Genomic DNA, 23,949 nt, shown 5'->3' with positions numbered 1-23,949 from the left:
TAGAGTTTTATAAATTTTTCGATTCTCTTAAAAGGTTAAGAATTTCGACTTGTGATTAAATAATTTCTAAAGTCTTAGCTTTATTTACTAAGTCAACTAAATTCGTAACATTCAATTTAGTCAATAATCTTAGTTTGTAAGTACTGATTGTTTTTTCGTTCAGATTTAAGATTTTAGAGATTTCATTGTTTTTCTTACCATCACTTAAATAACGTAAAACCTCGATTTCACGGTTAGAAAGTTTTCTGTACAGACGTTCACTTTTGCTTTGTTTAGCAATAAGAGCCATGTTTTTACGTACTGTTTCATTAATGATAATTTTTCCTTCGTGTACTTTAATAATAGAATGACCTAATGTTTCAAGTTTTTCTGTTTTGTGCACATACCCAGAAACTCCTGCCTTAATTGCGTTTGGAGCGTACATTTGCTCAGCAAGATCACTGAAAATAACAATTTTTGTTTTTGGGAAATTTTTCAAGATAGATTTAATTTCAAAGATACTTGAAAGTCCTTCTAACTCTAAATCTAAGATTAGAATGTCGATTTCCTTCGTTTGAAGAATATCTCTAACCATTGAAAAATTGCCTACGTTGGCAACAATTGAAATTTGATCGTGGTCTTTAAAATAAGACTTAACGCCAAAGTGCGTCACAGGATGATTGTCTGCTAGACATACTTTAATCATAATTTTTACCTTTTTTAGAATTGTTCATGTTTTTGGAACGGTAAAATTAATAAATAAATTCTGTAATAACTCGCAGAGAATGTTAAAATGTATTATTTTAACGTTTTTGGGATCAAACAAACCGGAATTGGATCCATTTTATGCTTGTTGCTGGTGTTTAATCGTTTATAAATTTCAAAGACAGATTTTTCTCTCCCCTCAAAGTCAGATGCCATTTTTCCTGACTCCGCGGCTAACATCGCCCATTCTAGTTCGTCATAACTTGCGCCCAATTGGTCTTCGTCAGTACGATTGTCACCAAATAATCCATCCGTAGGAGCAGCTGTTAAAATTGACTGCGGAATCTGTAAAAATTCTCCTAAAGCATAAACATCAGATTTCATTAAATCAGCAATCGGACTTAAATCGACTCCGCCATCTCCATATTTAGTGTAAAAACCTACACCAAAATCTTCTACCTTGTTTCCAGTTCCGGCAACAAGCAAACCGTGAATTCCTGCTAAATAATATAAAGAAGTCATTCTGATGCGGGCGCGAGTATTAGCCAAAGCTAAATTGACTTTCGCTACATCTTCAGTTGAAGGTACAGCACTTTTAAAAGATTCGAAAGTGTCTGTCAGATCAGTCTTAACATCAGAAACATTTGGAAAACGTTTTTTAAGTTGCTCAATATGTTCTCTTCCTCTTGAAACTTGGCTTTCTGCTTGATGAATTGGCATTTCTACACATAAAACTTTCAGTCCTGTCTGTGCGCATAAAGTTGAAGTTACTGCAGAATCTACACCTCCTGAGATTCCAATTACAAAACCGTTTACTTTTGCATTAGTAGCGTAATTTTTTAACCAGTCTACAATGTGCGTATTTACTTTTTCTGTTTGAATTGTGCTTTTTTTAGCCATAATAGTTTAAGTTTTAAGATGCAGGGATGTATATTTGCAGAATTATTTTGAGTATGCAATTACTTAAAATTCTGATAACACAAATCTAATTAAAATAAAATGAAAATTTATCGCTTTGCAGTGGTTCTATGCCTGTTTTTTTTGTCTTGCAACCAAAAAAGTAAGGTTGAAAAAGAAGTAGAAGAAATCCCTGTTGATATTAAAGTAGAACGATTTGATAAAGTGTTTTTTGAAACTAAACCACAAGATCTGGCAAAAGTAAAAAAACAATATCCTTTTTTCTTTCCGGGTAACGATGATAATGTCTGGATTCAGAAAATGAATGATCCGATCTGGAGAGAAGTTTATGAAGAAGTTCAGAAAAAATACAGTAATTTCGAACCCGTTCGCAAAGAATTTAATGAACTTTTTCAGCACATAAAGTATTATTTCCCTAAAACTAAAATTCCGAAGGTAATTACCGTTATTGGAGAAATGGACTATAATGCAAAAGCAATTTATGCAGACAGTCTTGTTGTGGTAGCTTTAGAATTGTATTTGGGAAAAGAGCATAAGTTTTATGAGTTTCCAAATTATTTAAAAGAGAATTTTGAAGAAAGACAAATTATGCCAGACGTGGTTTCTAGTTTTTCTTATCGAAATATTCAGAATTCGATTGACAAGAGTTTAGTTTCTCAAATGGTTTTTGAAGGAAAACAGCTTTATGCAAAAGATTTGCTGCTTCCTGAATATACAGATGCTGAAAAAATGGGGTATACGCCTGAGCAGATAAAATGGTGTCAAGAAAACGAAGCTTATATGTGGCGTTATTTTATAGAAAATGAAATGCTCTACAGTGATGACCCGAAATTGAATGCGCGATTTATAGCTCCGGCACCTTTTTCTAAATTCTTTTTAGAAATTGATAACGATTCTCCAGGGCGAGTGGGAGCTTGGATAGGCTGGCAGATGGTACGTTCTTACATGAAAAATAATAGTGATGTTTCTTTAGCCGAATTGTTTAAGTTGGAGCCAAAAGAAATCTTCGAAAAATCAAAATATAAACCTAAGAAATAATGGCAAATATAAATTCAGAGATTAGATTTAATATAGAATTGGACGAAAACCGTGTTCCAGAAAAATTGACGTGGAGTGCACAAGACGGTGGAGTTCAAGCCGAAGAGGCAAAAGCGATAATGCTGTCAATTTGGGATAGCAAAGCAAAAGAAACCATGCGTATTGATTTGTGGACCAAAGATATGCCGGTAGACGAAATGAAGATTTTCTTCCATCAGACTTTAGTAGCAATGTCAGATACTTTCAAACGTGCAACAGACGACGAAAAAATGTCTGACACGATGAAAGATTTCTGTGATTACTTTGCAGAAAAACTAGAACTTACGAAATAGTAAAATTTCAAATAAATCAAATCCCAAATTCCAATCTTAAATATAATTGGAATTTGGGATTTTCAATATGTATATTTTTAACTTTGAAATTTAATTTTAAAATTCTGAGTTATTTTTAAAAACTTCCTGATTTACTTCGTCAATATAAGAAAGCAACTCTTCCTTTCCGATTGATTCTGTAGATGAGGTTACAAAATACTGTGGCATTTCGGCCCAGTTGTTGGCAAACATTTGTTTTTTGTAAGCCGCGATATGCGAATCTATTTTTCCTTTGCTGATTTTATCTGCTTTTGTAAAAATAATACAGAACGGAATCTCACTTTCGCCCATATAAGACATAAATTCGACATCGATATTTTGAGCCTCATGGCGAATATCAATCAAAACAAAAGCACAAACCAATTGTTCTCTTGTTTCAAAATAATCGGTAATAAATTGCTGAAAAACAGATTTTGTTTTCTTTGAAACTTTAGCATAACCATAACCTGGTAAATCGACCAAAAACCAGTTGTTATTAATCTTAAAGTGATTAATTAACTGTGTCTTTCCCGGTTTTCCTGAAGTTTTAGCTAAGTTTTTATTATTGGTAAGCATGTTAATCAATGATGACTTACCTACGTTTGATCTTCCTATAAAAGCATATTCTGGCAAAAAATCCTTCGGGCATTTTGATGCATCAGAATTGCTGACAATAAATTCGGCGGTATTAATTTTCATATTCCTTTACGTTTTAAAACCTCCTAAAATAATTTTTTGACGGCTATAATTTCTTTTCGGTAAGCCATTTTTCAAGAACTTCGTTAAATTCCTGAGGGTGTTCCATCATTGCTGCGTGTCCGCATTTATCAATCCAATACAAATCAGAATTAGGCAATAATTTATGAAATTCTTCTGCCACATTTGGCGGTGTTACATTATCATTTTTACCCCAAATTATACACGTATCAACGTCCATTTTTGGTAAATCTTTGGCCATGTTGTGGCGAATTGCGCTTTTTGCAATCGTCAAAGTTTTGATTAATTTGATGCGGTCGTTAGCCGTAGCGTAAACTTCATCAATCAATTCTGGAGTTGCAATTTTTGGGTCATAAAATACATCTTCAGCTTTCTTTTTGATGTATTCATAATCGCCTCTTCTTGGGTAACTGTCTCCCATTGCGCTTTCGTAAAGACCAGAACTTCCAGTAATTACAAGTCCAGCAACTTTTTCAGGATACAGTTTTGTGTGATATAAAGCAATGTGTCCTCCTAGAGAATTTCCTAGAAGAATAACTTTGTCAAACCCTTTAAAAGTAATAAAGTCTTTTACGTATTTCGCAAAACTTTTTACGTTCGTTTTTAAAATGCTTTGAGTGTATATTGGCAAATCTGGGATAACAACTTTATACCCTTTCGTTGGGAAATATTGTGCTACACCATCAAAGTTACTTAGGCCCCCCATTAAACCATGCAGAATAACGATCGGAGTTCCTTCTCCAGCTTCAAAATAGCTGTATTTGCCTTCTTTTTTATAGTGTTTGTCCATCTAATCTAATGCCAATTTCAATTTCGACAAATATAGGGTTAATTACACAAAAATGAATTTTTGATGCCATTTTTTAACTAGATAATTTGAGTAGAATTTGTAAATCTCTAAAAATCAGTAAATAAACGTCTTTTTGTTAAAATCTTTAAATGTTAAGAAAAGTGCATAATAATCAATTTTTTAAGAAAATTAGCGCATTATTTTTTTGAATGAATAATAGAATTAAAAATCCGTTAATTAATAGTTAAGGTATTGATTAAATGAGAATTATAGAAAGTGGTAGTAAAGTGGTTAAACTTATTAACAAAGTGGTATAAAGTGGTAAAATGTGGTAAAATTTTTTATATTTTTGCTGTATAACATGTTAACTAGTTTTTTTGAACACAATTGTTGGAACATATGAATGTAAAGTCGATGCTAAAGGAAGGCTAATGATGCCTGCACCTTTAAAAAAGCAATTGACGGCTTCTCTTCAAAGCGGATTCGTTTTGAAGCGTTCTGTTTTTCAGCCGTGTTTAGAGCTGTATCCGATGGAAGAGTGGGATGCGATGATGAAAAAAATCAACAAGCTTAATCGCTTTGTAAAAAAGAACAACGATTTCATTAGAAGGTTTACTGCTGGTGTTAAAGTGGTTGAGGTTGATGCGTTAGGAAGATTGCTTGTTCCAAAAGATTTGGTAACGTTTGCAAGTATTTCTAAAGATGTGGTTTTTTCATCGGCGGTTAATATTGTAGAAATTTGGGATAAAGATTTATACGAAAAATCAATAAGCGGCGAAGATATGGATTTTGCAGATTTAGCCGAAGAAGTAATGGGAAATATTAATGACGACGAAGATGGAATATCATAATCCGGTTTTGCTTCATCCAACAGTTGATGGTTTAGATATTAAACCAGACGGCGTGTATGTAGATGTTACGTTTGGAGGCGGTGGTCATTCAAAAGAGATTTTAAGAAGATTAGGACCAAACGGAAAGCTGTTTGCATTTGACCAAGACGAAGACGCTCTTGCCAATGCATTGCCAGATGAAAGGTTTACTTTGATAAATGAAAACTTTAGATTCATAAAAAGATTTTTACGTTTTCACGGAGTAAAACAAGTCGACGGGATTTTAGCCGATTTAGGAGTTTCATCACATCAGTTTGATGTTCCAGAAAGAGGTTTTTCAACAAGATTTGATGCTGAGTTAGATATGCGGATGAGTCAAAAAAATGATTTAAATGCTTATCGGGTGGTTAACGAATATGAAGAACAGGATTTACGTCGTGTTTTTTTTGATTATGGGGAGTTGAAGAACGCACCAGTTCTAGCAAGAACAATTGTGGAAGCGAGAAGAGATTATCCGATCAAAACAACAGACGAGTTGAAAGATGTTCTGAAAAAGTATTTGCCTGAAAAGGTTAAAAACAAAATTCTAGCTCAGATTTATCAGGCAATCAGAATTGAGGTTAATCAGGAAATGGACGTTCTAAAAGAATTTATTGAGCAGTCTTTAGAAATTTTAAAACCGGGAGGAAGATTTTCGGTAATCTCGTATCATTCATTAGAAGATCGCTTGGTAAAAAGATTTATAAAAAATGGAATGTTTGAAGGGGAGCCAGAAAGAGATTTTTACGGAAACTTTTCAGTTCCATTCAAAACAATCGGAAAACTGATTGTTCCAGATGAAGCAGAAATAAAAGTTAATAATAGAGCAAGAAGTGCCAAATTAAGAATTGCTGAAAAGATATAATATATATAGGTAGAAAATGAAAGGTGGAGTATTTAGCATATTAAAAGCAAGATTTCTGATTCATGAAGATGCAGTAAAAAACTGGAGATTTATTGTTTTCATAATTCTGCTGGCTATTTTAATGATTGCCAATACGCAGCGATACGAGCAGAAGGTTTTTGAAATAGCAAAATTGAATAATGAAGTAAAAGAGTTGAGATCTGAATTTGTAGATCGACGTTCAGAATTGATGAAATTAAAAATGGAGTCGACTATTTCGGATAAAATGTTAGAAAAACAAATTTTTCCGTCGACAGTTCCTCCGATAAAAATAGAAGTTAAAAAAGAAGAAGAAAAAAGTTTCTTTAAAAGAATATGGCAGTAGACGATAAACATATATCCTACAGAATTTACCTCGTAGCAGTTTTCATCTTTGTGATGGCAATTGCTATTGTTGTTAAATTAACCAATATTCAATGGGTACAAGGAGATTATTACAGAAAACTAGCCAAACAGCGTACGGTGAGAAATTTTGTAATTCCGGCCAACAAAGGAAATATTTATTCTGCTGACGGAAGTTTATTGGCAACATCAATCCCGAATTATGAAATTCGTTTTGATGCCAAAGCGCCTAAAAAAGAAACATTTGAGAAATACGTAAAGCAATTATCAGATTCTTTGGCAACGGTTTTAGACAGACCAGCGGGATATTATGAAAAAGAACTTAGAAAAGCGCGCGAGAATAAAAACCGTTATTATTTGATTGCCCGTAATTTAAGCTATACCGAATATGTGAAAATTAAAGGTTTTCCATTATTCAGTTTAGGTGCTTTCAAAGGCGGAATTATTGTCGAGCAAGAAACGGTTAGGAAACATCCAATCGGAAAAATTGCTGAAAGAACCATTGGTTACGACCGTATTGATCCTGCAACAGGAGTTGAAGTAGGAAAAGGAATTGAATGGGCGTTTAAAAATTATCTAAACGGAAAAGACGGTAAAATTTTAAAGCAAAAAATAGCAAAAGGACAATGGAAACCTATTCGTGATGTTAACGAAGTAGACCCAATTGACGGTTACGATGTGATTTCGACTATAGATGTTTTTATTCAAGATATTGCGCATCATGCTTTATTGAAACAGTTGGAAGATTACGAAGCAGACCATGGTTGTGTGGTGGTAATGGAAACAGAAACGGGTCACGTAAAAGCGATTTCAAATTTAGGAAGAGCAGAAGACGGATCGTATTACGAGACAACCAATTATGCAATTGCAGAATCTCACGAACCAGGATCGACTTTTAAATTGGTTGATTTAGTTGCGATTTTAGAAGATAAGGTTGCAGACACAAGTACAGTTTATGATAGTCATAATGGTGTAGTTAAATATTATGGAAGATCGGTGCGTGATTCGCATCATGGTGGTTACGGAAAAGTTTCTTTAGCCCGCGGATTCGAACTTTCGTCAAACACAGTAATGGTTCAGGCAGTTTATGATAATTACAAAAATAATCCGTCAAAGTTTGTAAATCACATCAGAAGAATTGGTTTGGATAAACCGCTGGGATTGCATTTTAAAGGAGAAGGTAGGCCTATTGTTCCTCATCCAGGAGATAAAATCTGGTCGGGAATTTCACTTCCGTGGATGGCTTTTGGATATTCGGTTTCGGTTACGCCAATGCAGACTTTAGCTTTTTATAATTCGATAGCAAATAATGGAGTGATGGTAAAACCGCAATTTGTATCTGAAATTAAAGAGTGGAATAAAACCATAAAGAAGTTTGATACAGAGGTTATAAATCCAAGAGTTTGTTCGCCTGAAACGCTTAAAAAAGTAAAAGCAGTTTTAGCAAACGTGGTAAAAAAAGGAACAGCTTCTAAGTTGTATTCGAAAGATTTCTCGATGGCGGGAAAAACAGGAACGGCGATGGTTAATTATGGTAAAGCAGGAAGAGAAGGAATGTATTATGCATCTTCTTTTGCAGGATATTTTCCAGCAGATCACCCTAAGTATTCTTGTATTGTAGTGGTTCATAAACCGAATACAGCTAAGAATAATTATTATGGAGCAGACGTTGCAGGACCAGTTTTCAAAAGAATTGCGCAAAAGATTTTTACAGATGCGCCTTCGACAAATAAAATAAAAAAAATAGACACTAGAATTCCGAAACAGGATGCTAGTTATGATAAATATACTGCTGAGGCCAATAAAAAAAGCAGTCAGATTCCGAATTTAAAAGGAATGCCTGGAATGGACGCAATTGCTTTACTGGAAAATTTAGGTTTAAAAGTAAAAGTAAATGGAATGGGGAAAGTGAAAAATCAATCGATTCAAGCAGGAACCAATATTAGCAAAAACACAACAATTGTATTAGAATTATCGTGAAAGTATTAAAAGACATATTATATAAAGTAGCTATTGAGTCTGTAAAAGGTTCGACAGATGTTGCTATTCAGAAAATTGAATTTGATTCACGTAAAGTAGAAGCAAATGATGTTTTTGTAGCAATTCGCGGTTCGCTTTCAGATGGACATGATTATATTGAAAAAGCAATTCAGCTTGGAGCAAAAGCAATTATTTGCGATACACTTCCTGCTAATGCTGTAGAAAATGTAACTTACATTCAGGTAAAAGATACCAATAGCGCTTTAGCTTTTATGGCAGCTAATTATTTTGAAGATCCGTCTTCAAAACTAAAATTGGTTGGTGTAACGGGTACAAACGGTAAAACTACAATTGCTTCCTTATTATTTCAGCTATTTCAAAAAGCAGGTTTTAAAGTTGGTTTATTATCAACGGTAAAAATAGTGGTTGATGAAACAGAATATCCTGCAACGCATACAACGCCAGATTCTTTGACAATTAATCATTATTTAAATGAAATGGTCGAAGCTGGAGTTACGCATTGCTTTATGGAAGTAAGTTCTCATGGTATTCATCAGAAACGTACTGAAGCTTTACATTTTGTAGGCGGAATTTTTACGAATCTTTCTCACGATCATTTAGATTATCACCCAACATTTGCTGAATACAGAGATGTGAAAAAGTCATTTTTTGATTCATTGCCAAAATCGGCTTTTGTTTTAACTAACATAGATGATAAAAATGGAGCGGTTATGCTTCAAAATACGGCTGCTAAAAAACTGACTTACGCTTTAAAATCATATGCAGATTACAGAGCGCAGATTTTAGAAAGCCAATTGTCTGGTTTATTGTTAAAAGTAAATGATAATGAAGTTTGGGTAAAACTGATTGGTACTTTCAACGCATACAATGTTTTAGCTATTTATGGAACTGCAGTAGAGCTAGGTATTGATAGTCTTGAAGCGTTGCGTTTGCTGTCTGATTTAGAAAGTGTTTCAGGACGTTTTCAATATATCGTTTCAGATGGAGGAATCACCGCTGTTGTAGATTATGCGCATACGCCAGATGCATTGGATAATGTTTTGAAAACAATAAACGACATTCGCACCAAAAACGAACAATTAATTACTGTTGTAGGTTGCGGAGGAAATCGTGATAAAACAAAACGTCCAATTATGGCTAAGATCGCTTCAGATTTAAGCGATAAAGCAGTACTGACTTCTGATAATCCTAGAAATGAAGATCCAGAAGTTATTTTGGACGAAATGGAACAAGGAGTTGAACCTCATAATTATAAAAAAATGTTACGCATCACCGATAGAAAACAAGCAATTAAAACGGCTTGTCAATTGGCTGAAGCTAAAGATATTATCCTAATTGCAGGAAAAGGGCATGAGACATATCAGGAAATAAATGGTGTTCGCCATCATTTTGATGATATGGAAACAATAAAAGAGATTTTAAAGCAACTAAATAAATAACAATACATTTTTAAGTTCAAATACCACATTGGAATTTGGAGTTTCAAAAAAGAATTTAAAAAAAGAAAAATATGCTGTACTACTTATTCGAATATTTTGACAAGACATTGGATCTTCCGGGAACAGGAGTTTTCCAGTACATCACATTTAGATCAGCTTTGGCATTTATGCTTTCGTTGCTTTTATCGACTATTTATGGTAAAAGAGTAATTAACTTTTTACGCCGTCAGCAAGTTGGAGAAACAGTGCGCGAACTTGGTCTAGCAGGTCAGAATGAAAAAGCTGGTACACCAACAATGGGAGGGCTTATCATCATTTTTGCGACTCTTTTGCCTGTTTTATTATTTGCTAGGTTGCACAACATCTACATTGTTTTGCTTATTGTAACGACCTTATGGATGGGAACCATTGGTTTTGTGGATGATTATATCAAAATATTCAAAAAAGATAAGCAAGGTTTAAAAGGAATTTTTAAAGTTATCGGACAAGTTGGTCTTGGGGTCATCGTTGGAGCGGTACTTTATTTTAATCCTGCTGTAACAGTAAGAACAGATACAGGACGTGCAGATATTTTTAAGACCGCTACAAATTCAACGGTGATTATGCCTGCAGGTGTTGAAGAAAAATCTACTGCGACGACAATTCCTTTCGTAAAAAATAACGAATTTGACTATGCTGAAGTATTGTCTTTTATGGGAGATGGATATGAGAAATGGGCTTGGTTAATCTTTATTCCAGTTGTAATTTTCATTATTACAGCGGTATCAAACGGAGCAAATTTGACAGATGGAATCGACGGACTCGCAGCGGGAACTTCCGCAATATCGGTCCTCGCGCTCGGAATATTTACGTTTGTTTCTGGTAATATCATTTTCTCGAATTATTTGAACATTATGTATATCCCGAATTCTGGAGAAATGACGGTATTTATTTCGGCATTTGTTGGAGCGCTTATAGGATTTCTTTGGTATAACTCTTATCCGGCATCAGTATTTATGGGAGATACAGGAAGTTTGACCATTGGAGGAATCATTGCAGTATTGGCAATTGCAGTTCGTAAAGAAATATTGATTGTTTTATTCTGTGGGATTTTCTTAGCAGAAAGTGCTTCGGTAATTATTCAGGTGACTTATTTTAAATATACAAAAAAACGTTTTGGCGAAGGCCGAAGAATATTTCTGATGTCGCCTTTGCATCATCATTATCAGAAAAAAGGGTATCACGAAAGTAAAATCGTAACACGTTTCTGGATTGTTGCCGTAATGTTAGCGATTTTATCAATCATAACCTTAAAATTAAGATAGATGAGGCTAGTAGTGCTTGGAGGAGGAGAAAGCGGAGTAGGAACCGCAATCCTCGGTAAGAAACAAGGATATGAAGTTTTTGTTTCTGATTTCGGAAAGATAAAAGAAAGTTATAAAGAAGTTCTTATCATTAATAAAATAGCCTGGGAAGAAGAACAGCACACAGAAGATTTGATTCTAAATGCAGATGTGGTGATGAAAAGCCCGGGAATTCCAGAGAAATCTCCGATAGTAAAAAAGCTGATTGCAGCAGGGGTAAAAGTGATTTCGGAAATTGAATTTGCGATTCCTTATACAGATGCAATGACGATCGGGATTACGGGAAGTAACGGTAAAACTACCACCACAATGCTGACACATCATTTGCTGAAATATGCAGGCTTAAATGTCGGATTGGGCGGGAACATAGGAAAGAGCTTCGCCTGGCAGGTAGCAGAAAATAAGTATGATGCCTACGTTTTGGAATTGAGCAGTTTTCAGCTGGACGGAATAATAGATTACAGGCCAGATATTGCCATTATAACCAATATAAGTCCGGACCATTTGGATCGATATGAATATAAGTATGAAAATTATATCAATTCGAAGTTTCGAATAACAATGAAACAGACTGAAAGTGACTATCTCATTTACGATGCAGATGACGAGGCAAGTACAGAATGGTTAAAAAACAACAAGACAAAAGCAAAATTAATTCCTTTTTCATTGACGAAAAAATTTGATGAAGGAGCTTCTATAAATAACAACAAAATGGAAATAAAGATCAACCAAGAAGAGTTTACAATGGATACAGAACACATTGCGTTAGAAGGAAAACATAATATGAAAAATGCAATGGCAGCAAGCTCTGTGGCGAAATTGATGCAGATTAGAAATGCAACAATCCGCGAAAGTTTATCTAATTTCCAAGGTGTTGAGCACCGTTTAGAAAAAGTATTAAAAATACAAAACGTTCAATATATCAACGATTCAAAAGCAACAAATGTAAACGCTACTTTTTTTGCTTTAGACAGTATGAATGTTCCAACAGTTTGGATTGTTGGGGGTGTTGATAAAGGAAACGATTACAACGAATTGATGTCTTTAGTTCGCGAAAAGGTAAAAGCAATTATTTGTCTTGGTGTTGATAACAGAAAAATAATTGATGCTTTCGGAAACGTAGTAGATATTATGGTTGAAGTAAATAACATGAACGATGCAGTAAAAACTGCTCAAAGATTAACAGAAAAAGGTGATGCAGTTTTATTGTCTCCAGCCTGCGCAAGTTTCGATTTATTCGAAAACTACGAAGATCGTGGAAAACAATTCAAACAAGCTGTCCACAATTTATAATTTTAGATTTTAGAGTTCAGATTTTAGATTATTTCTAAGCTTTGAACTTATTACAAGTTCTTTTGAGTATGACGACGAATGAAATGAAGATGAGAACTAAGAAGTTTTCTTTGATGATCATTGATTTAGCTGAAAAGTTGCCGAATACAAATGTAATTAGATCAATTACAAGTCAAATAGTAAGAAGTGGGACATCAGTTGGAGCAAATTATCGAGCAGTATGCAGAGCGAGAAGTGATAAAGAATTTGTTGCTAAAATGAACATAGTTTTAGAAGAAGCTGACGAAACTTTGTTCTGGATTGAAATTATAAAAGAAAAAATGTGGCTTGCCAAAGAAGAACTCGAAATCGCTTTGAAAGAAGCAAATGAATTGACAGCAATTTTTGTAAGCAGTCTAAAAACAGTAAATAATAGAATAAATAAATAAAATAATCAAAACCGAAGGTTCGAAATAATCTAAAATCTAAAATCAGAAATCTAAAATATGAAAGAACTAGTAAACAAATTAAAAGGAGATAGAGTAATATGGTCATTCGTGGCTTTATTGGCTTTGTTTTCGTTTATGCCTGTTTTTAGTGCGAGTAGTAATTTGGCTTATATTGGGCATGGTACGGGGAATACATTAGGATATTTGGTAAAGCACTTGGCTCATATTTGTATTGGTTTTCTAATCATTTATTGGGTGCATCGAGTGCCGTATCACTATTTTAGAGCAATTTCTAAAATTGCGCTTCCAGTGGTTTGGATTTTATTGGTGTACACTCTTTTAAAAGGAACTGTAATTGCGGGAGCAAATGCGAGCCGTTGGATTCAGGTGCCTTTTATCGGAATCACATTTCAGACCTCGACATTAGCATCGATTGTTTTGTTTATTTACGTGGCACGCTATTTATCTAAAACTAAAGAAGAAAATGAGCCTTTTCAAACCTCATTAATTCAGCTTTGGGTTCCGGTATTTATAACATTGGCACTTATATTGCCTGCGAACTTTTCAACCACAGCGCTGATTTTTTCAATGGTTTTGATGCTGACGTTTATTGGAAAATATCCAATAAAATATCTTGCTTTTATTGTAGGTTCAGGAATTGCTATGCTGGCATTTTTTCTTTTGGTAGCAAAAGCTTTTCCAGATTCAAGATTTTTCAGCAGGGTTTCAACTTGGGAAAGTCGTATTATGAACTTTACGACAGATAAACCAGATGAAGACGATTATCAGATTGAAAAAGCAAAAATTGCCATAGCATCTGGGCAGTTTGGAGGATTAGGGCCAGGAAAAAGTGTTCAGAAAAACTTTTTGCCACAGTCATCTTCCGATTTTATTTATGCCATCATTGTAGAAGAATATGGTTTGGTTGGAGGCGTAGCGATTGTAGTTTTATATCTATTGCTTTTATTCCGATTTGTAATTGCGTCTCATAAAGCACCTACTTTATTCGGAAAATTAGTCGTCGTCGGCGTCGGGTTCCCGATGATATTTCAAGCAATGATTAATATGGCGGTGGCGGTAGAATTATTGCCGGTTACAGGACAAACGCTTCCGTTGATTAGTAGCGGGGGAAGTTCGATCTGGATGACTTGTCTTGGACTTGGAATTATCATTAGCGTGACTAAAAAAGAAGATGAAATTGCTGAGGAAAAATTAGAAAAAGAAAAAAGAAAAGAAGCACTACAGCGATTGATTGATAAAGAATTGGCAGAAGACGATGTAATTCCTCAGGAAATATATGATGAAGAACCAGTCTATTCGATAGAAGATAATTCAAGAAATCCGATGAATGCGGTTTTAAATAAATAAAAAGAATAAGTTTTAAAATGTTGTAATTTTTAGAAAAATGACAAACTATAAATTCATACTTAGCGGAGGAGGAACAGGAGGACATATTTATCCTGCGATTGCGATTGCGAATGAATTAAAATTACAATTTCCTGATGCAGAATTTCTTTTTGTAGGCGCCAAAGATAAAATGGAAATGCAGAAAGTGCCTCAGGCAGGTTATGAAATAAAAGGTCTTTGGATTGCGGGGTTACAGCGAAAACTGACTTTTCAAAATATGATGTTTCCTCTTAAGCTGGCAAGCAGTTTATTAGAATCAAAAAGAATTATCAGAAAGTTTAAGCCAAATGTGGTAATTGGAACAGGAGGTTTTGCTAGCGGGCCTTTATTGCAAGCGGCAGGTTCGGCAGGAATTCCGACAGTGGTTCAGGAGCAGAATTCTTATCCGGGAATTACAAATAAATTGTTGAGCAAAAAAGCCAATGCAATTTGTGTAGCGTACCAAAATTTGGAGCGCTTTTTTCCAAAAGAGAAAATTGTTCTAACAGGAAATCCCGTTCGTCAAGATTTAATTGATATAGAAAGTAAAAGAGATGAAGCAATTGCGTTCTATAATTTAGATCCGAATAAGAAAACGCTATTGGTTCTTGGAGGAAGTTTAGGAGCGAGAAAAATTAATCAGCTAATAGAAAAAGAACTGCAAAATTTTCTTTCTCAAGAGGTACAGGTAATATGGCAATGTGGGAAATTATATTTTGAAGAATATAAAAAATACAATCAGCCTAATGTAAAAGTGGTCGATTTTATCGAAAGAATGGATTTTGTTTACGCAGCGTCAGATGTCATAATTTCACGTGCTGGTGCTTCATCAGTATCAGAATTATGTATTGTTGGAAAACCTGTAATTTTTATCCCTTCGCCTAATGTTGCTGAGGATCACCAGACTAAAAATGCAAAGGCAATTGTAGATGAAAAAGGTGCAATTTTGTTGAAAGAATCTGAACTAGACAATCAGTTTAGCATTGTTTTTGAAGCGCTGCTGAAAGATTCGGGAAAACAAAAACAACTAAGCGATAACATTAAAAAATTGGCAAGACCAGATGCAACTAAACGCATCGTTGAAGAAATTAAAAAGTTGTTATAATATAATTTAAAACAAAAATTATACAACATTAAATACAGATTAGAGCGCTATTTTAGGCAATTTAGGCTTAAAAAGACGTTGAGATTGCAAGAGTTTAATTAGTAATAACTTACATGTTGTAAGGAATTTTAAAAGTCTGAAAAAACATAATTTAAAATGAATTTAAATCAAATACAAAACGTTTATTTTATAGGTATCGGAGGAATCGGAATGAGTGCTCTAGCCCGTTATTTCAAATTTATTGGAAAACAGGTTTCAGGCTATGATAAAACCCCTTCAATGCTTACAAATGAATTGATTGAAAGCGGTATAGATATTCATTTTGAAGATAATATTAGTTTAATTCCTTCAGATTATTTCGTTGAAAATACCTTAGTGATATATACTCCGGCTGTACCAAAAACACATTCAGAATGGAACTATTTTATAGAAAGACATTATGAAGTTAAAAAGCGTGCTGAAGTTTTAGGTATCATAAGCAAAGATACTTTCTGTTTTGCAGTTGCAGGAACTCACGGAAAAACAACAACATCAAGTATTTTAGGGCATATTCTGTTTCAAAGTGGTGTAGATGTAACGGCTTTTATTGGAGGTATTGTAGAAAACTATAATTCAAATCTTATCGGAAGCGGAAAAACGGTAACGGTTGTAGAAGCAGACGAATTTGATAGATCGTTTTTGCACTTACGTCCAGATATTGCCTGTGTAACTTCTATGGATGCCGATCATTTGGATATTTATGGAACTAGCGATGCAATTCAAGATTCATTTAGAGAATTTGCTTCGAAAGTAGAAGATAAAAATAAGCTTTTTATAACCAAAGAATTGCCTTTAGAAGGTGTTCAATGTGCTATAAATGAAGATGCTGTATATAAGGCTTATAACGTTCGAATCGAAGATGGGGCTTATGTTTTTGACGTGCAGACGCCATCAGAAATTATTAAAGATCTGCGTTTCGGACTGCCTGGAAAGCACAATTTAATGAATGGATTGATGGCTATTGCAATGGCTAAAACTTATGGAACTCCGACCGATTCTATTGCAAAAGCCATTGCTTCATTCAACGGGATCAGAAGACGTTTTTCGTATCAGATTAAGACTGAAGAATTAGTGTATATTGATGATTATGCACATCATCCAACAGAAATAAATGCTGTTCATCAGGCAGTTAGAGAGTTGTATCCAGGGCGTAAAGTTTTGGCGATTTTCCAGCCGCACTTGTTCAGCAGAACAAGAGATTTTGTTGACGGATTTGCCGAAAGCTTATCGCAGTTTGATGAAGTGTTTTTAATGGATATTTACCCAGCAAGAGAGCTTCCGATGGAAGGAGTTACTTCTGAGTGGCTTTTGGGTAAAATGACCAATACAGATAAAAAAATTGTTGCAAAAGAAAATTTATTAGGTGAAATTAAAGCCAGTGATGCACCTATTATTGTAACAATTGGAGCTGGTGATTTGGGAGAGATGGTTCCGTCAATTAAAAAGATTTTAAATGAAAATATTTAATTGGACAAATATTAGATTAGTACTTATTTTCGGACTGGTTTTGTTTCTATATTCTTTTGCTCAGCATCGAAATGGGGATCGAAAACTGAAAAAATCTATGGTTGTTTTTGTAGGGGAAAATACGCTTTTTGTAAAACCGGAAACGGTTAATAAATTGTTGATAGAAAATAAAAGAGACGCTTCCAGTATTAGAAAAGATGAACTAGATTTGAATAAGATAGAGAAAACCCTCGATACGCAAGAGATGATTGAGAAGTCAAATGTTTTTGTAAGTATCGACGGGGTTCTAAAAGCAGTAGTAAAACAGAAGACGCCCATAGCAAGAGTTTATGACGGCGGCACTTCTTTTTATATTGACTATGAGGGTGGTAAAATGCCTTTATCAGACAATTTCACTGCACGAGTTCCTCTTGTTTCAGGGGCAATAAATGAAAAAAATAACGAAGATTTAGCAGCTTTATTTCGCACAATTTATGACGATGCGTTTTTGAAAAAAAACATCATTGCTATAGAGATTATGCCGAATGGAAGCTTAAAAATGTTTAATCGTAACTATGATTACTTCATAGATTTTGGAAGAACGATGAATGTTGATAAGAAATTTAGAAACTATAAAGCGTTTTTTCAAAAAGCAGTTTTAGATAGTTCGTTATACAAATACAAAAAAATTGACCTTAGGTTTACGGAACAAGTAGTTTGCACTAAATAATAGAAAATGGAAAAAGATAACATTGCAGTAGGTCTAGATATTGGAACAACCAAAATCGTTGCCATGATTGGCAAAAAAAATGAATATGGTAAGTTGGAGATTTTGGGCATCGGTAAATCCAAAAGTTTGGGTGTTGCCAGAGGAGTAGTAAACAACATTACGCAGACGATTCAGTCTATTCAGCAGGCTATACTCGAAGCGGAAAATAATTCAGGATATAAAATAAAAGATGTAGTTGTAGGTATTGCCGGACAGCACATCAGAAGTATACAGCATACAGATTACATCAGCAGAAATAATCCAGAAGAAGTAATTGGCGAAAAAGATATTCAGCTTTTAATCGATCAAGTTAACAAACTGGCGATGCTTCCAGGAGAAGAAATTATTCACGTTTTACCGCAAGAATTTAAAATTGACGGGCAATCTGAAATAAAAGAACCAATCGGTATGTATGGCGGAAGACTAGAATCTAGTTTTCACGTTGTAGTTGGTCAGGCTTCTTCAATCAGAAATGTGGGAAGATGTATTCAGAGTTCAGGAATTGAATTATCTGGATTAACATTAGAACCATTAGCTTCTGCAGATGCGGTTTTAAGTCAGGAAGAAAAAGAAGCTGGTGTTGCGCTTATCGATATTGGAGGCGGAACAACAGATTTGGCTATTTTCAAAGATGGCATCATTCGTCATACAGCAGTAATTCCTTTTGGAGGAAATGTAATTACAGATGATATTAAAGAAGGCTGTTCGATTATCGAAAAACAAGCCGAACTTTTAAAAGTAAAATTCGGATCGGCTTGGCCAGGAGAAAATAAAGATAATGAGATTGTTTCAATTCCTGGTTTAAGAGGAAGAGAGCCAAAAGAAATTTCGCTTAAAAACTTATCTAAAATTATCCATGCAAGAGTAGTGGAAATTGTAGAACAAGTTTTTGCAGAAATTAAAGCATACGGACATGAAGATCCTCGTAAAAAACTGATTGCAGGAATTGTTTTAACAGGTGGTGGCGCACAGTTGCAGCACATTAAGCAATTGGTAGAATACATTACTGGAATGGATACTAGAATTGGTTATCCGAACGAGCATTTGGCAGGAAACTCTAGTGATGAAATCTCTAGCCCGTTGTTTGCAACTGCAGTAGGATTAGTAATGAATAGTATCGAAAACAGTTCGCAAAGTGCTGTTAGAATGGAACTAGTTAAAGAACAGCCAAAAGTAGTTTACAGAACGGCTCCTCCAGTACAGCGATACGAAGTTGAAGAAAACTACGTTGAGAAAGTAGAAACAATTGATGAGCCTAGAGAAGCCGTTGGCCAAAAGGTAGCAAGCAATGAATCTACAGAGACCAAAATAAGAAGATCATTTTTTGATCGATACGTCGACAAAATCAAAGAATTTTTAGACAACGCAGAATAAATTAGAATAAAAAGAGAAGGATTACTTTCTGGCCCCAAGTCAAGAAGTAAAAAATGTACTTAATAAGAATTTCAAAAAACCAAAAAGATGATGAGCAACTCAGAATTTGGAAGTATTTCATTTGATTTACCAAAAAATCAATCAAATGTAATCAAAGTTATAGGTGTCGGTGGAGGCGGAAGTAACGCTATTAACCACATGTTTAAACAAGGTATTAAAGGCGTAGATTTTATCGTTTGTAATACCGATTCGCAAGCGCTTCAAAATAGTTCAGTACCAAATAAGATTCAGTTAGGAGTTAATTTAACTGAAGGATTAGGAGCAGGAGCAAACCCAGACGTAGGACAGCAATCGGCTATTGAAAGTATTTCTGATATTGAAAAAATGTTAGATAGAAATACTAAAATGGTATTTATTACTGCTGGTATGGGTGGAGGAACTGGAACTGGTGCAGCTCCGGTAATTGCTCAATTAGCTAAAGAAAGAGAAATATTAACTGTTGGTATTGTGACCATTCCGTTTCAATTTGAAGGGAAAGTGCGTCAGGAACAAGCAATTCTAGGAATCGAGAAATTGCGTAAGCAAGTAGATTCTTTAATTGTAATCAACAACAATAAATTAAGAGAAGTATACGGAAATCTTGGTTTTAAAGCAGGATTCTCTAAAGCGGATGAAGTTTTGGCAACAGCCTCTAGAGGTATTGCCGAAGTAATTACGCACCACTATACTCAAAATATCGATTTGCGTGACGCAAAAACTGTTTTAGCAAACAGTGGAACTGCGATCATGGGATCTTCTGTGGCAGCAGGCGAAAACAGAGCAAAAGACGCTATCGTTTCTGCTTTAGATTCTCCGTTGTTAAACGACAATAAAATTACGGGTGCCAAAAACGTATTGTTGCTTATCGTTTCTGGAACTAATGAGATTACGCTTGACGAAATTGGAGAAATCAACGATCATATTCAAGCAGAAGCTGGTTACAATGCAAATATCATTATGGGAGTTGGTGAAGACGAAACTCTTGGTGAGGCTATTGCTGTAACCATTATTGCTACAGGTTTTGATGTAGAACAGCAAAACGAAATTGTAAATACAGAACCGAAGAAAATCATTCATACATTAGAAGATGAGCAAAGAAGTGTTCATAATTTAACAAACAGACCTCTTACATCTTTTGACTTAACAACAGATACTCCTACAGCAAAAGTAGAAGATAAAGTTGTTTTTGAATTGGTAGATGAAGATGAAACATTTACACCGACTCCAACTCAAGCTATAATTCAAACTCCAGTACAAGCTGTTGCTCCAGCTATCAATCAGGAAGAGTTAGTAGTGATGTCTGAGTTTATTAAAAATTTGGATGTAACTTTCGAAATTGTTTCGCCAATTACAGATATCGATTTTACAATTTCTGCTCCTGAAACACCAATTCAGCAAATACAGCAGCCTCCAGTTCATCAGCAAAGAGTTTTTGAAAGAGAAGAACAAACAACTTTCTCTTTTGATCTTCCTTTGTTCAAACAAGAGCCTGTAAAAAGAGAGCCAGTTGTTGAAGATAATAGAGTGTTGTTTGAATTAACAAATGAAACTCGCGAAATTAAAGTAAACGATCCAGTACAATTTGTGCCAGTTACTGAAGTTTCAGATAACGGTATCATCAAATATTCTCTAGAAGAATATATGGAAGTTGAAAATGATTTATTAGCTTCTAAACCTGTTGAAAAAGTAGTTGAGGATACTATTCCAGAAGAATTAAACATCACATTGAAGCCAAGAGTTGATTTTGCTAGTCAGCCAGATTTCTCTACAACTTCTGAAGTTTCTCCTTTAGAATTGACTATCGAAGAAACATTGCGTTTAAGAGCTGAAGAAAGAAGAAAGAAACTAAAAGAATTTAATTATAAATTCCATAACAATGTTTCTAGAATTGATGAGTTGGAAAAAGAACCAGCTTACAAAAGATTAGGAATAGATTTGTCTAATTCGCAATCTAATAATACAAATTCTAGAATTTCTGTTGGAACAGACAGTAATAATGATTTACAATTACGTTCAAACAATTCATTTTTGCACGATAACGTAGATTAATTTTAGAATCATAATATTTGGTAACCCGAAAATTGGATTTAATTTTCGGGTTATTTTTTTTATCTTCGCACAGAATTTAAGAATTTGACTTCCTAAATAGGTTTTTAAAGTGAATCTTATTGTTCGTTAGAGTCAGTTCGACTTCGCACATAATAAACTTAGTCGAAGAAAAATCAAATTAATATATCAATTATTAAGCATTAGCTTATTTCAAATAAAACATAAAAATGAGTTTACAAACACAAATCATGGACGAAATTAAAAACGCCATGAAAGCAAAAGATACTGTAGCTTTAGAAGCATTAAGAGCTGTTAAATCAGAATTATTATTAGCGTCAACTGTTTCAGGATCTAAAGAAGATTTATCTGAAGAAGAAGAGATTAAATTACTTCAGAGATTGGTTAAAACCCGTAAAGAAAGCGCAAGAATCTTTACAGAGCAAAACCGTCCCGATTTGGCAGAACCAGAATTGGCTCAAGTTGCTGTAATCGAGAAGTTTTTACCAGCTCAATTAAGCGAAGAAGAAGTAGAAGCTGTAATTGCAAAAATCATTGCTGAAACAGGAGCTTCTGGAATTGCTTCAATGGGTAAAGTAATGGGATTAGCATCTGCTCAATTAGGCGGAACTGCTGAAGGAAAAACCATTTCGACAATCGTAAAGAAATTACTTTCGTAAATATAATTTTAGATTTTAGACTGTAGATTTTAGATTCCAATAAGAAATCTAAAATCTGCAATCTAAAATCATAAATAAATTGACCTCGTAGTTCAACTGGATAGAATATCAGATTTCGGCTCTGAGGGTTGGGGGTTCGAACCCCTCCGGGGTCACTATAAAAATTGAAAGCCTGCAAAGTGTATATTTTGCAGGCTTTTTTGTGATTCGAAATTTAGAGGATTTTTTTCTAGTTTTGAAAATGCCTTGATTTACAGGGAATTTTGGTTCGAAGCCCATCATGGATCTAAAATTCTGGAGTAACTTTTTATTTGCATATTGAAGATAAAGTTATTAAGTTCACTATGTCAAATAATAGTCTGCAAGATTGATTTGACAAAAATTGACTCTGTTTCATCATAAAAAGCTAATGCAAAAGAATTATTCTGCGAAATTGAACGATCACTACAATTCCTATTTTGGAATTTGTGGAAAAAAAATAAAGTGGGAGATAGGTCCAACATGGAAAATCCATCCTGAATTTTTCATTTTAGAATTCCCTCCGAATAAAATCCATAATATATGGACGTATTGCACAGTTGGCATGTCGGCTGATTTAATAGATGATAACCTAATTGAGTTAGTTATTTATTCTCCCAGACAAGATAACTCTTTGCTTGAATTATTGACTGTTCATGCCTCTCATCATAGACTGACACCTTTTAATATTCACCATTCCTCTAATATTGGAAGACCTTGGCTTGAAAACTCTGTCTGTGACCATGCGTTTATTTCCTTACCTTATCTTGACGGAGAAAATTTGGAAATTTTTCAATTTGAAGAAAAGGTTATTCATTGCTATTGGCTTATTCCAATTACACAAGCGGAGAGGGATTATAAAATTGAAAATGGTTGTGAGGCATTAGAAGAATTGTTTGAAGAGAAACAACTGGATTATTTAAATCCATTAAGAAAATCCTTAGTTTAAAAGATTATAATCAGAAATTTTAAATAAAAACAAAATTATGCTATTTGGACTATTTAAAAGTTTAGATGAAAAAGTTAAAGAAGATAAAGAAAACTTAATTTATAAGTTAAAGTCTTCTGATGCAAAGACTCTAATTATTGAAATGGGAAGCAAAAATTTTATTTCAAATAATATCATTAAAAAGCAGAAACGAGACCAATCTTTTGGAAGTGAAGATTATTCTAGTTGGTTTGCTTACAGGGTTTCGGATGAATTAAGTGATATAAATTTAAAGCCAGAACTTATCAAATTACTTAAGGACAAAGATTTTTTTCAATATAAACAATACGTTTTAAGATGTTTAAGCAGCTTATGCGTAAACTGTAAAGATTATGAACTTTTTGACTTTTTGATTTCAGAACTAAAAAAAACGGACAAGGAAGAAGTAATTACAACAGTTTTAAGTAGACTTAATGAATTAAGAAAACCAGCCACGCTCAATATTGATTATCTTAAACAATTATTACTAAGAGGAACTTATCAGAACAGGATTGATGCACTTAATGCCTTAAAAAACTCAGAGCACGAAGATTTAGAAGAGATTTTAATATTAAAACTGAAGACTAGTGATCAGCATACTAAATGTATGATTTGTGCAACCCTTAGATCTACTGGAACAATAAAATCATTAGAAACGTTGAAGGCAGAATTTAAAAGAACAAGAAGCAATGATTTAAAATATTTTATTGAAAGTGCGATAGATGAAATAAATGAGCGAGAAAATAGTAGAATCTAAACATTCAAGTACCAACCAAAATCTTTAAATCTTCTAACAAACGGTTCGAATTCTGTACCATCAAGTTCATTAAAAAATTAAAAAGCCTGAGAATTTATGCACTGCCCCCAAAAAGTTAGACACTATTTGGGGGCATTTTTTATGGAAAGAAAAGTAAAGTATGACTATGCATTTAAGTTAGAATGCGTAGAATTGGTTTTAAAGAAG

23 protein-coding genes and 1 tRNA gene are annotated in these 23,949 nt (G+C 34.1%); 20 read left to right on the top strand and 4 right to left on the bottom strand.

The genetic code is table 11. The features are described 5' to 3' along the window. Positions 1 to 55 precede the first annotated feature (55 nt). Both EG814_RS19765 and nadE read right to left on the bottom strand, forming a co-directional pair. Positions 56 to 685, bottom strand: a complete 630-nt coding sequence (locus EG814_RS19765) for a response regulator transcription factor (protein ID WP_008467169.1) — start codon at positions 683 to 685, stop codon at positions 56 to 58. A gap of 92 nt (positions 686 to 777) precedes the next feature. Then, complete coding sequence (gene nadE, locus EG814_RS19760) at positions 778 to 1,584, bottom strand: NAD(+) synthase (RefSeq protein ID WP_125723602.1); 807 nt, start codon at positions 1,582 to 1,584, stop codon at positions 778 to 780. A gap of 99 nt (positions 1,585 to 1,683) precedes the next feature. On the opposite strand from nadE, the gene gldB reads away from it, so the two are divergent. Continuing rightward, positions 1,684 to 2,640 (top strand): gliding motility lipoprotein GldB, encoded by a 957-nt coding sequence (gene gldB, locus EG814_RS19755; RefSeq protein ID WP_125723601.1) that lies wholly within the window; start codon positions 1,684 to 1,686, stop codon positions 2,638 to 2,640. Beyond that, positions 2,640 to 2,972 (top strand): gliding motility protein GldC, encoded by a 333-nt coding sequence (gene gldC / locus EG814_RS19750; protein ID WP_164515351.1) that lies wholly within the window; start codon positions 2,640 to 2,642, stop codon positions 2,970 to 2,972. Before gldB ends, gldC begins: the two co-directional genes overlap by 1 nt. Positions 2,973 to 3,068: 96 nt before the next feature. Here gldC and yihA read toward each other — a convergent pair whose 3' ends face one another. After that, positions 3,069 to 3,689, bottom strand: a complete 621-nt coding sequence (gene yihA / locus EG814_RS19745) for a ribosome biogenesis GTP-binding protein YihA/YsxC (RefSeq protein ID WP_125723600.1) — start codon at positions 3,687 to 3,689, stop codon at positions 3,069 to 3,071. Positions 3,690 to 3,732: 43 nt separating this feature from the next. Continuing rightward, on the bottom strand, positions 3,733 to 4,497 hold the full coding sequence (locus EG814_RS19740; protein ID WP_125723599.1) for an alpha/beta fold hydrolase: 765 nt from the start codon (positions 4,495 to 4,497) through the stop codon (positions 3,733 to 3,735). Positions 4,498 to 4,874: 377 nt separating this feature from the next. Here EG814_RS19740 and mraZ point away from each other — a divergent pair, with 377 nt between their 5' ends. From mraZ to EG814_RS19650, 18 genes are all read left to right on the top strand, one after another. Continuing rightward, complete coding sequence (gene mraZ, locus EG814_RS19735) at positions 4,875 to 5,348, top strand: division/cell wall cluster transcriptional repressor MraZ (protein ID WP_125723598.1); 474 nt, start codon at positions 4,875 to 4,877, stop codon at positions 5,346 to 5,348. Further along, positions 5,323 to 6,231, top strand: a complete 909-nt coding sequence (gene rsmH / locus EG814_RS19730; protein ID WP_206430327.1) for a 16S rRNA (cytosine(1402)-N(4))-methyltransferase RsmH — start codon at positions 5,323 to 5,325, stop codon at positions 6,229 to 6,231. Before mraZ ends, rsmH begins: the two co-directional genes overlap by 26 nt. 16 nt (positions 6,232 to 6,247) lie before the next feature. Then, positions 6,248 to 6,595, top strand: coding sequence for an FtsL-like putative cell division protein (locus EG814_RS19725; protein ID WP_125723596.1), 348 nt, complete (start codon positions 6,248 to 6,250; stop codon positions 6,593 to 6,595). After that, the gene (locus EG814_RS19720; protein WP_125723595.1) at positions 6,586 to 8,592 is read left to right on the top strand and encodes a penicillin-binding protein; all 2,007 of its coding nucleotides are present in this window, start codon (positions 6,586 to 6,588) and stop codon (positions 8,590 to 8,592) included. Before EG814_RS19725 ends, EG814_RS19720 begins: the two co-directional genes overlap by 10 nt. Beyond that, on the top strand, positions 8,589 to 10,052 hold the full coding sequence (locus EG814_RS19715; protein ID WP_125723594.1) for a UDP-N-acetylmuramoyl-L-alanyl-D-glutamate--2,6-diaminopimelate ligase: 1,464 nt from the start codon (positions 8,589 to 8,591) through the stop codon (positions 10,050 to 10,052). The genes EG814_RS19720 and EG814_RS19715 overlap by 4 nt, the downstream gene beginning before the upstream one ends. 71 nt (positions 10,053 to 10,123) lie before the next feature. After that, positions 10,124 to 11,356, top strand: a complete 1,233-nt coding sequence (gene mraY, locus EG814_RS19710; protein WP_125723593.1) for a phospho-N-acetylmuramoyl-pentapeptide-transferase — start codon at positions 10,124 to 10,126, stop codon at positions 11,354 to 11,356. Continuing rightward, on the top strand, positions 11,357 to 12,688 hold the full coding sequence (gene murD / locus EG814_RS19705; RefSeq protein ID WP_125723592.1) for a UDP-N-acetylmuramoyl-L-alanine--D-glutamate ligase: 1,332 nt from the start codon (positions 11,357 to 11,359) through the stop codon (positions 12,686 to 12,688). Between the two features lie 68 nt (positions 12,689 to 12,756). Then, a complete protein-coding gene (locus EG814_RS19700; RefSeq protein WP_125723591.1) occupies positions 12,757 to 13,116 on the top strand; it encodes a four helix bundle protein in 360 nt (119 codons plus the stop codon). Positions 13,117 to 13,173: 57 nt separating this feature from the next. Further along, positions 13,174 to 14,484, top strand: coding sequence for an FtsW/RodA/SpoVE family cell cycle protein (locus EG814_RS19695; RefSeq protein ID WP_125723590.1), 1,311 nt, complete (start codon positions 13,174 to 13,176; stop codon positions 14,482 to 14,484). A 37-nt stretch (positions 14,485 to 14,521) separates the two neighbouring features. Continuing rightward, complete coding sequence (gene murG / locus EG814_RS19690; protein ID WP_125723589.1) at positions 14,522 to 15,607, top strand: undecaprenyldiphospho-muramoylpentapeptide beta-N-acetylglucosaminyltransferase; 1,086 nt, start codon at positions 14,522 to 14,524, stop codon at positions 15,605 to 15,607. Positions 15,608 to 15,763: 156 nt separating this feature from the next. Further along, positions 15,764 to 17,113: a UDP-N-acetylmuramate--L-alanine ligase gene (gene murC, locus EG814_RS19685; RefSeq protein ID WP_125723588.1), complete on the top strand. Its 1,350-nt coding sequence runs from the start codon at positions 15,764 to 15,766 to the stop codon at positions 17,111 to 17,113. Continuing rightward, the gene (locus EG814_RS19680) at positions 17,100 to 17,822 is read left to right on the top strand and encodes a cell division protein FtsQ/DivIB (protein ID WP_125723587.1); all 723 of its coding nucleotides are present in this window, start codon (positions 17,100 to 17,102) and stop codon (positions 17,820 to 17,822) included. The genes murC and EG814_RS19680 overlap by 14 nt, the downstream gene beginning before the upstream one ends. A gap of 6 nt (positions 17,823 to 17,828) precedes the next feature. Continuing rightward, positions 17,829 to 19,235, top strand: a complete 1,407-nt coding sequence (gene ftsA, locus EG814_RS19675; protein WP_125723586.1) for a cell division protein FtsA — start codon at positions 17,829 to 17,831, stop codon at positions 19,233 to 19,235. An 87-nt stretch (positions 19,236 to 19,322) separates the two neighbouring features. Continuing rightward, positions 19,323 to 21,323: a cell division protein FtsZ gene (gene ftsZ / locus EG814_RS19670; RefSeq protein WP_125723585.1), complete on the top strand. Its 2,001-nt coding sequence runs from the start codon at positions 19,323 to 19,325 to the stop codon at positions 21,321 to 21,323. Positions 21,324 to 21,550: 227 nt separating this feature from the next. Continuing rightward, complete coding sequence (locus EG814_RS19665; RefSeq protein WP_125723584.1) at positions 21,551 to 22,000, top strand: GatB/YqeY domain-containing protein; 450 nt, start codon at positions 21,551 to 21,553, stop codon at positions 21,998 to 22,000. A gap of 81 nt (positions 22,001 to 22,081) precedes the next feature. Continuing rightward, positions 22,082 to 22,155: transfer RNA gene (locus tag EG814_RS19660), tRNA-Arg, on the top strand. A 254-nt stretch (positions 22,156 to 22,409) separates the two neighbouring features. Next, positions 22,410 to 22,967 (top strand): suppressor of fused domain protein, encoded by a 558-nt coding sequence (locus tag EG814_RS19655; protein WP_125723583.1) that lies wholly within the window; start codon positions 22,410 to 22,412, stop codon positions 22,965 to 22,967. A gap of 37 nt (positions 22,968 to 23,004) precedes the next feature. Next, positions 23,005 to 23,742, top strand: coding sequence for a hypothetical protein (locus EG814_RS19650; RefSeq protein ID WP_125723582.1), 738 nt, complete (start codon positions 23,005 to 23,007; stop codon positions 23,740 to 23,742). Positions 23,743 to 23,949: the final 207 nt, after the last annotated feature.

Source organism: Flavobacterium ustbae (assembly GCF_003946915.1).
GTDB classification, from domain to species: domain Bacteria; phylum Bacteroidota; class Bacteroidia; order Flavobacteriales; family Flavobacteriaceae; genus Flavobacterium; species Flavobacterium ustbae.
Note: the sequence above shows the minus strand (reverse complement) of the source record. Positions and strands in the feature narration are given on the sequence as shown.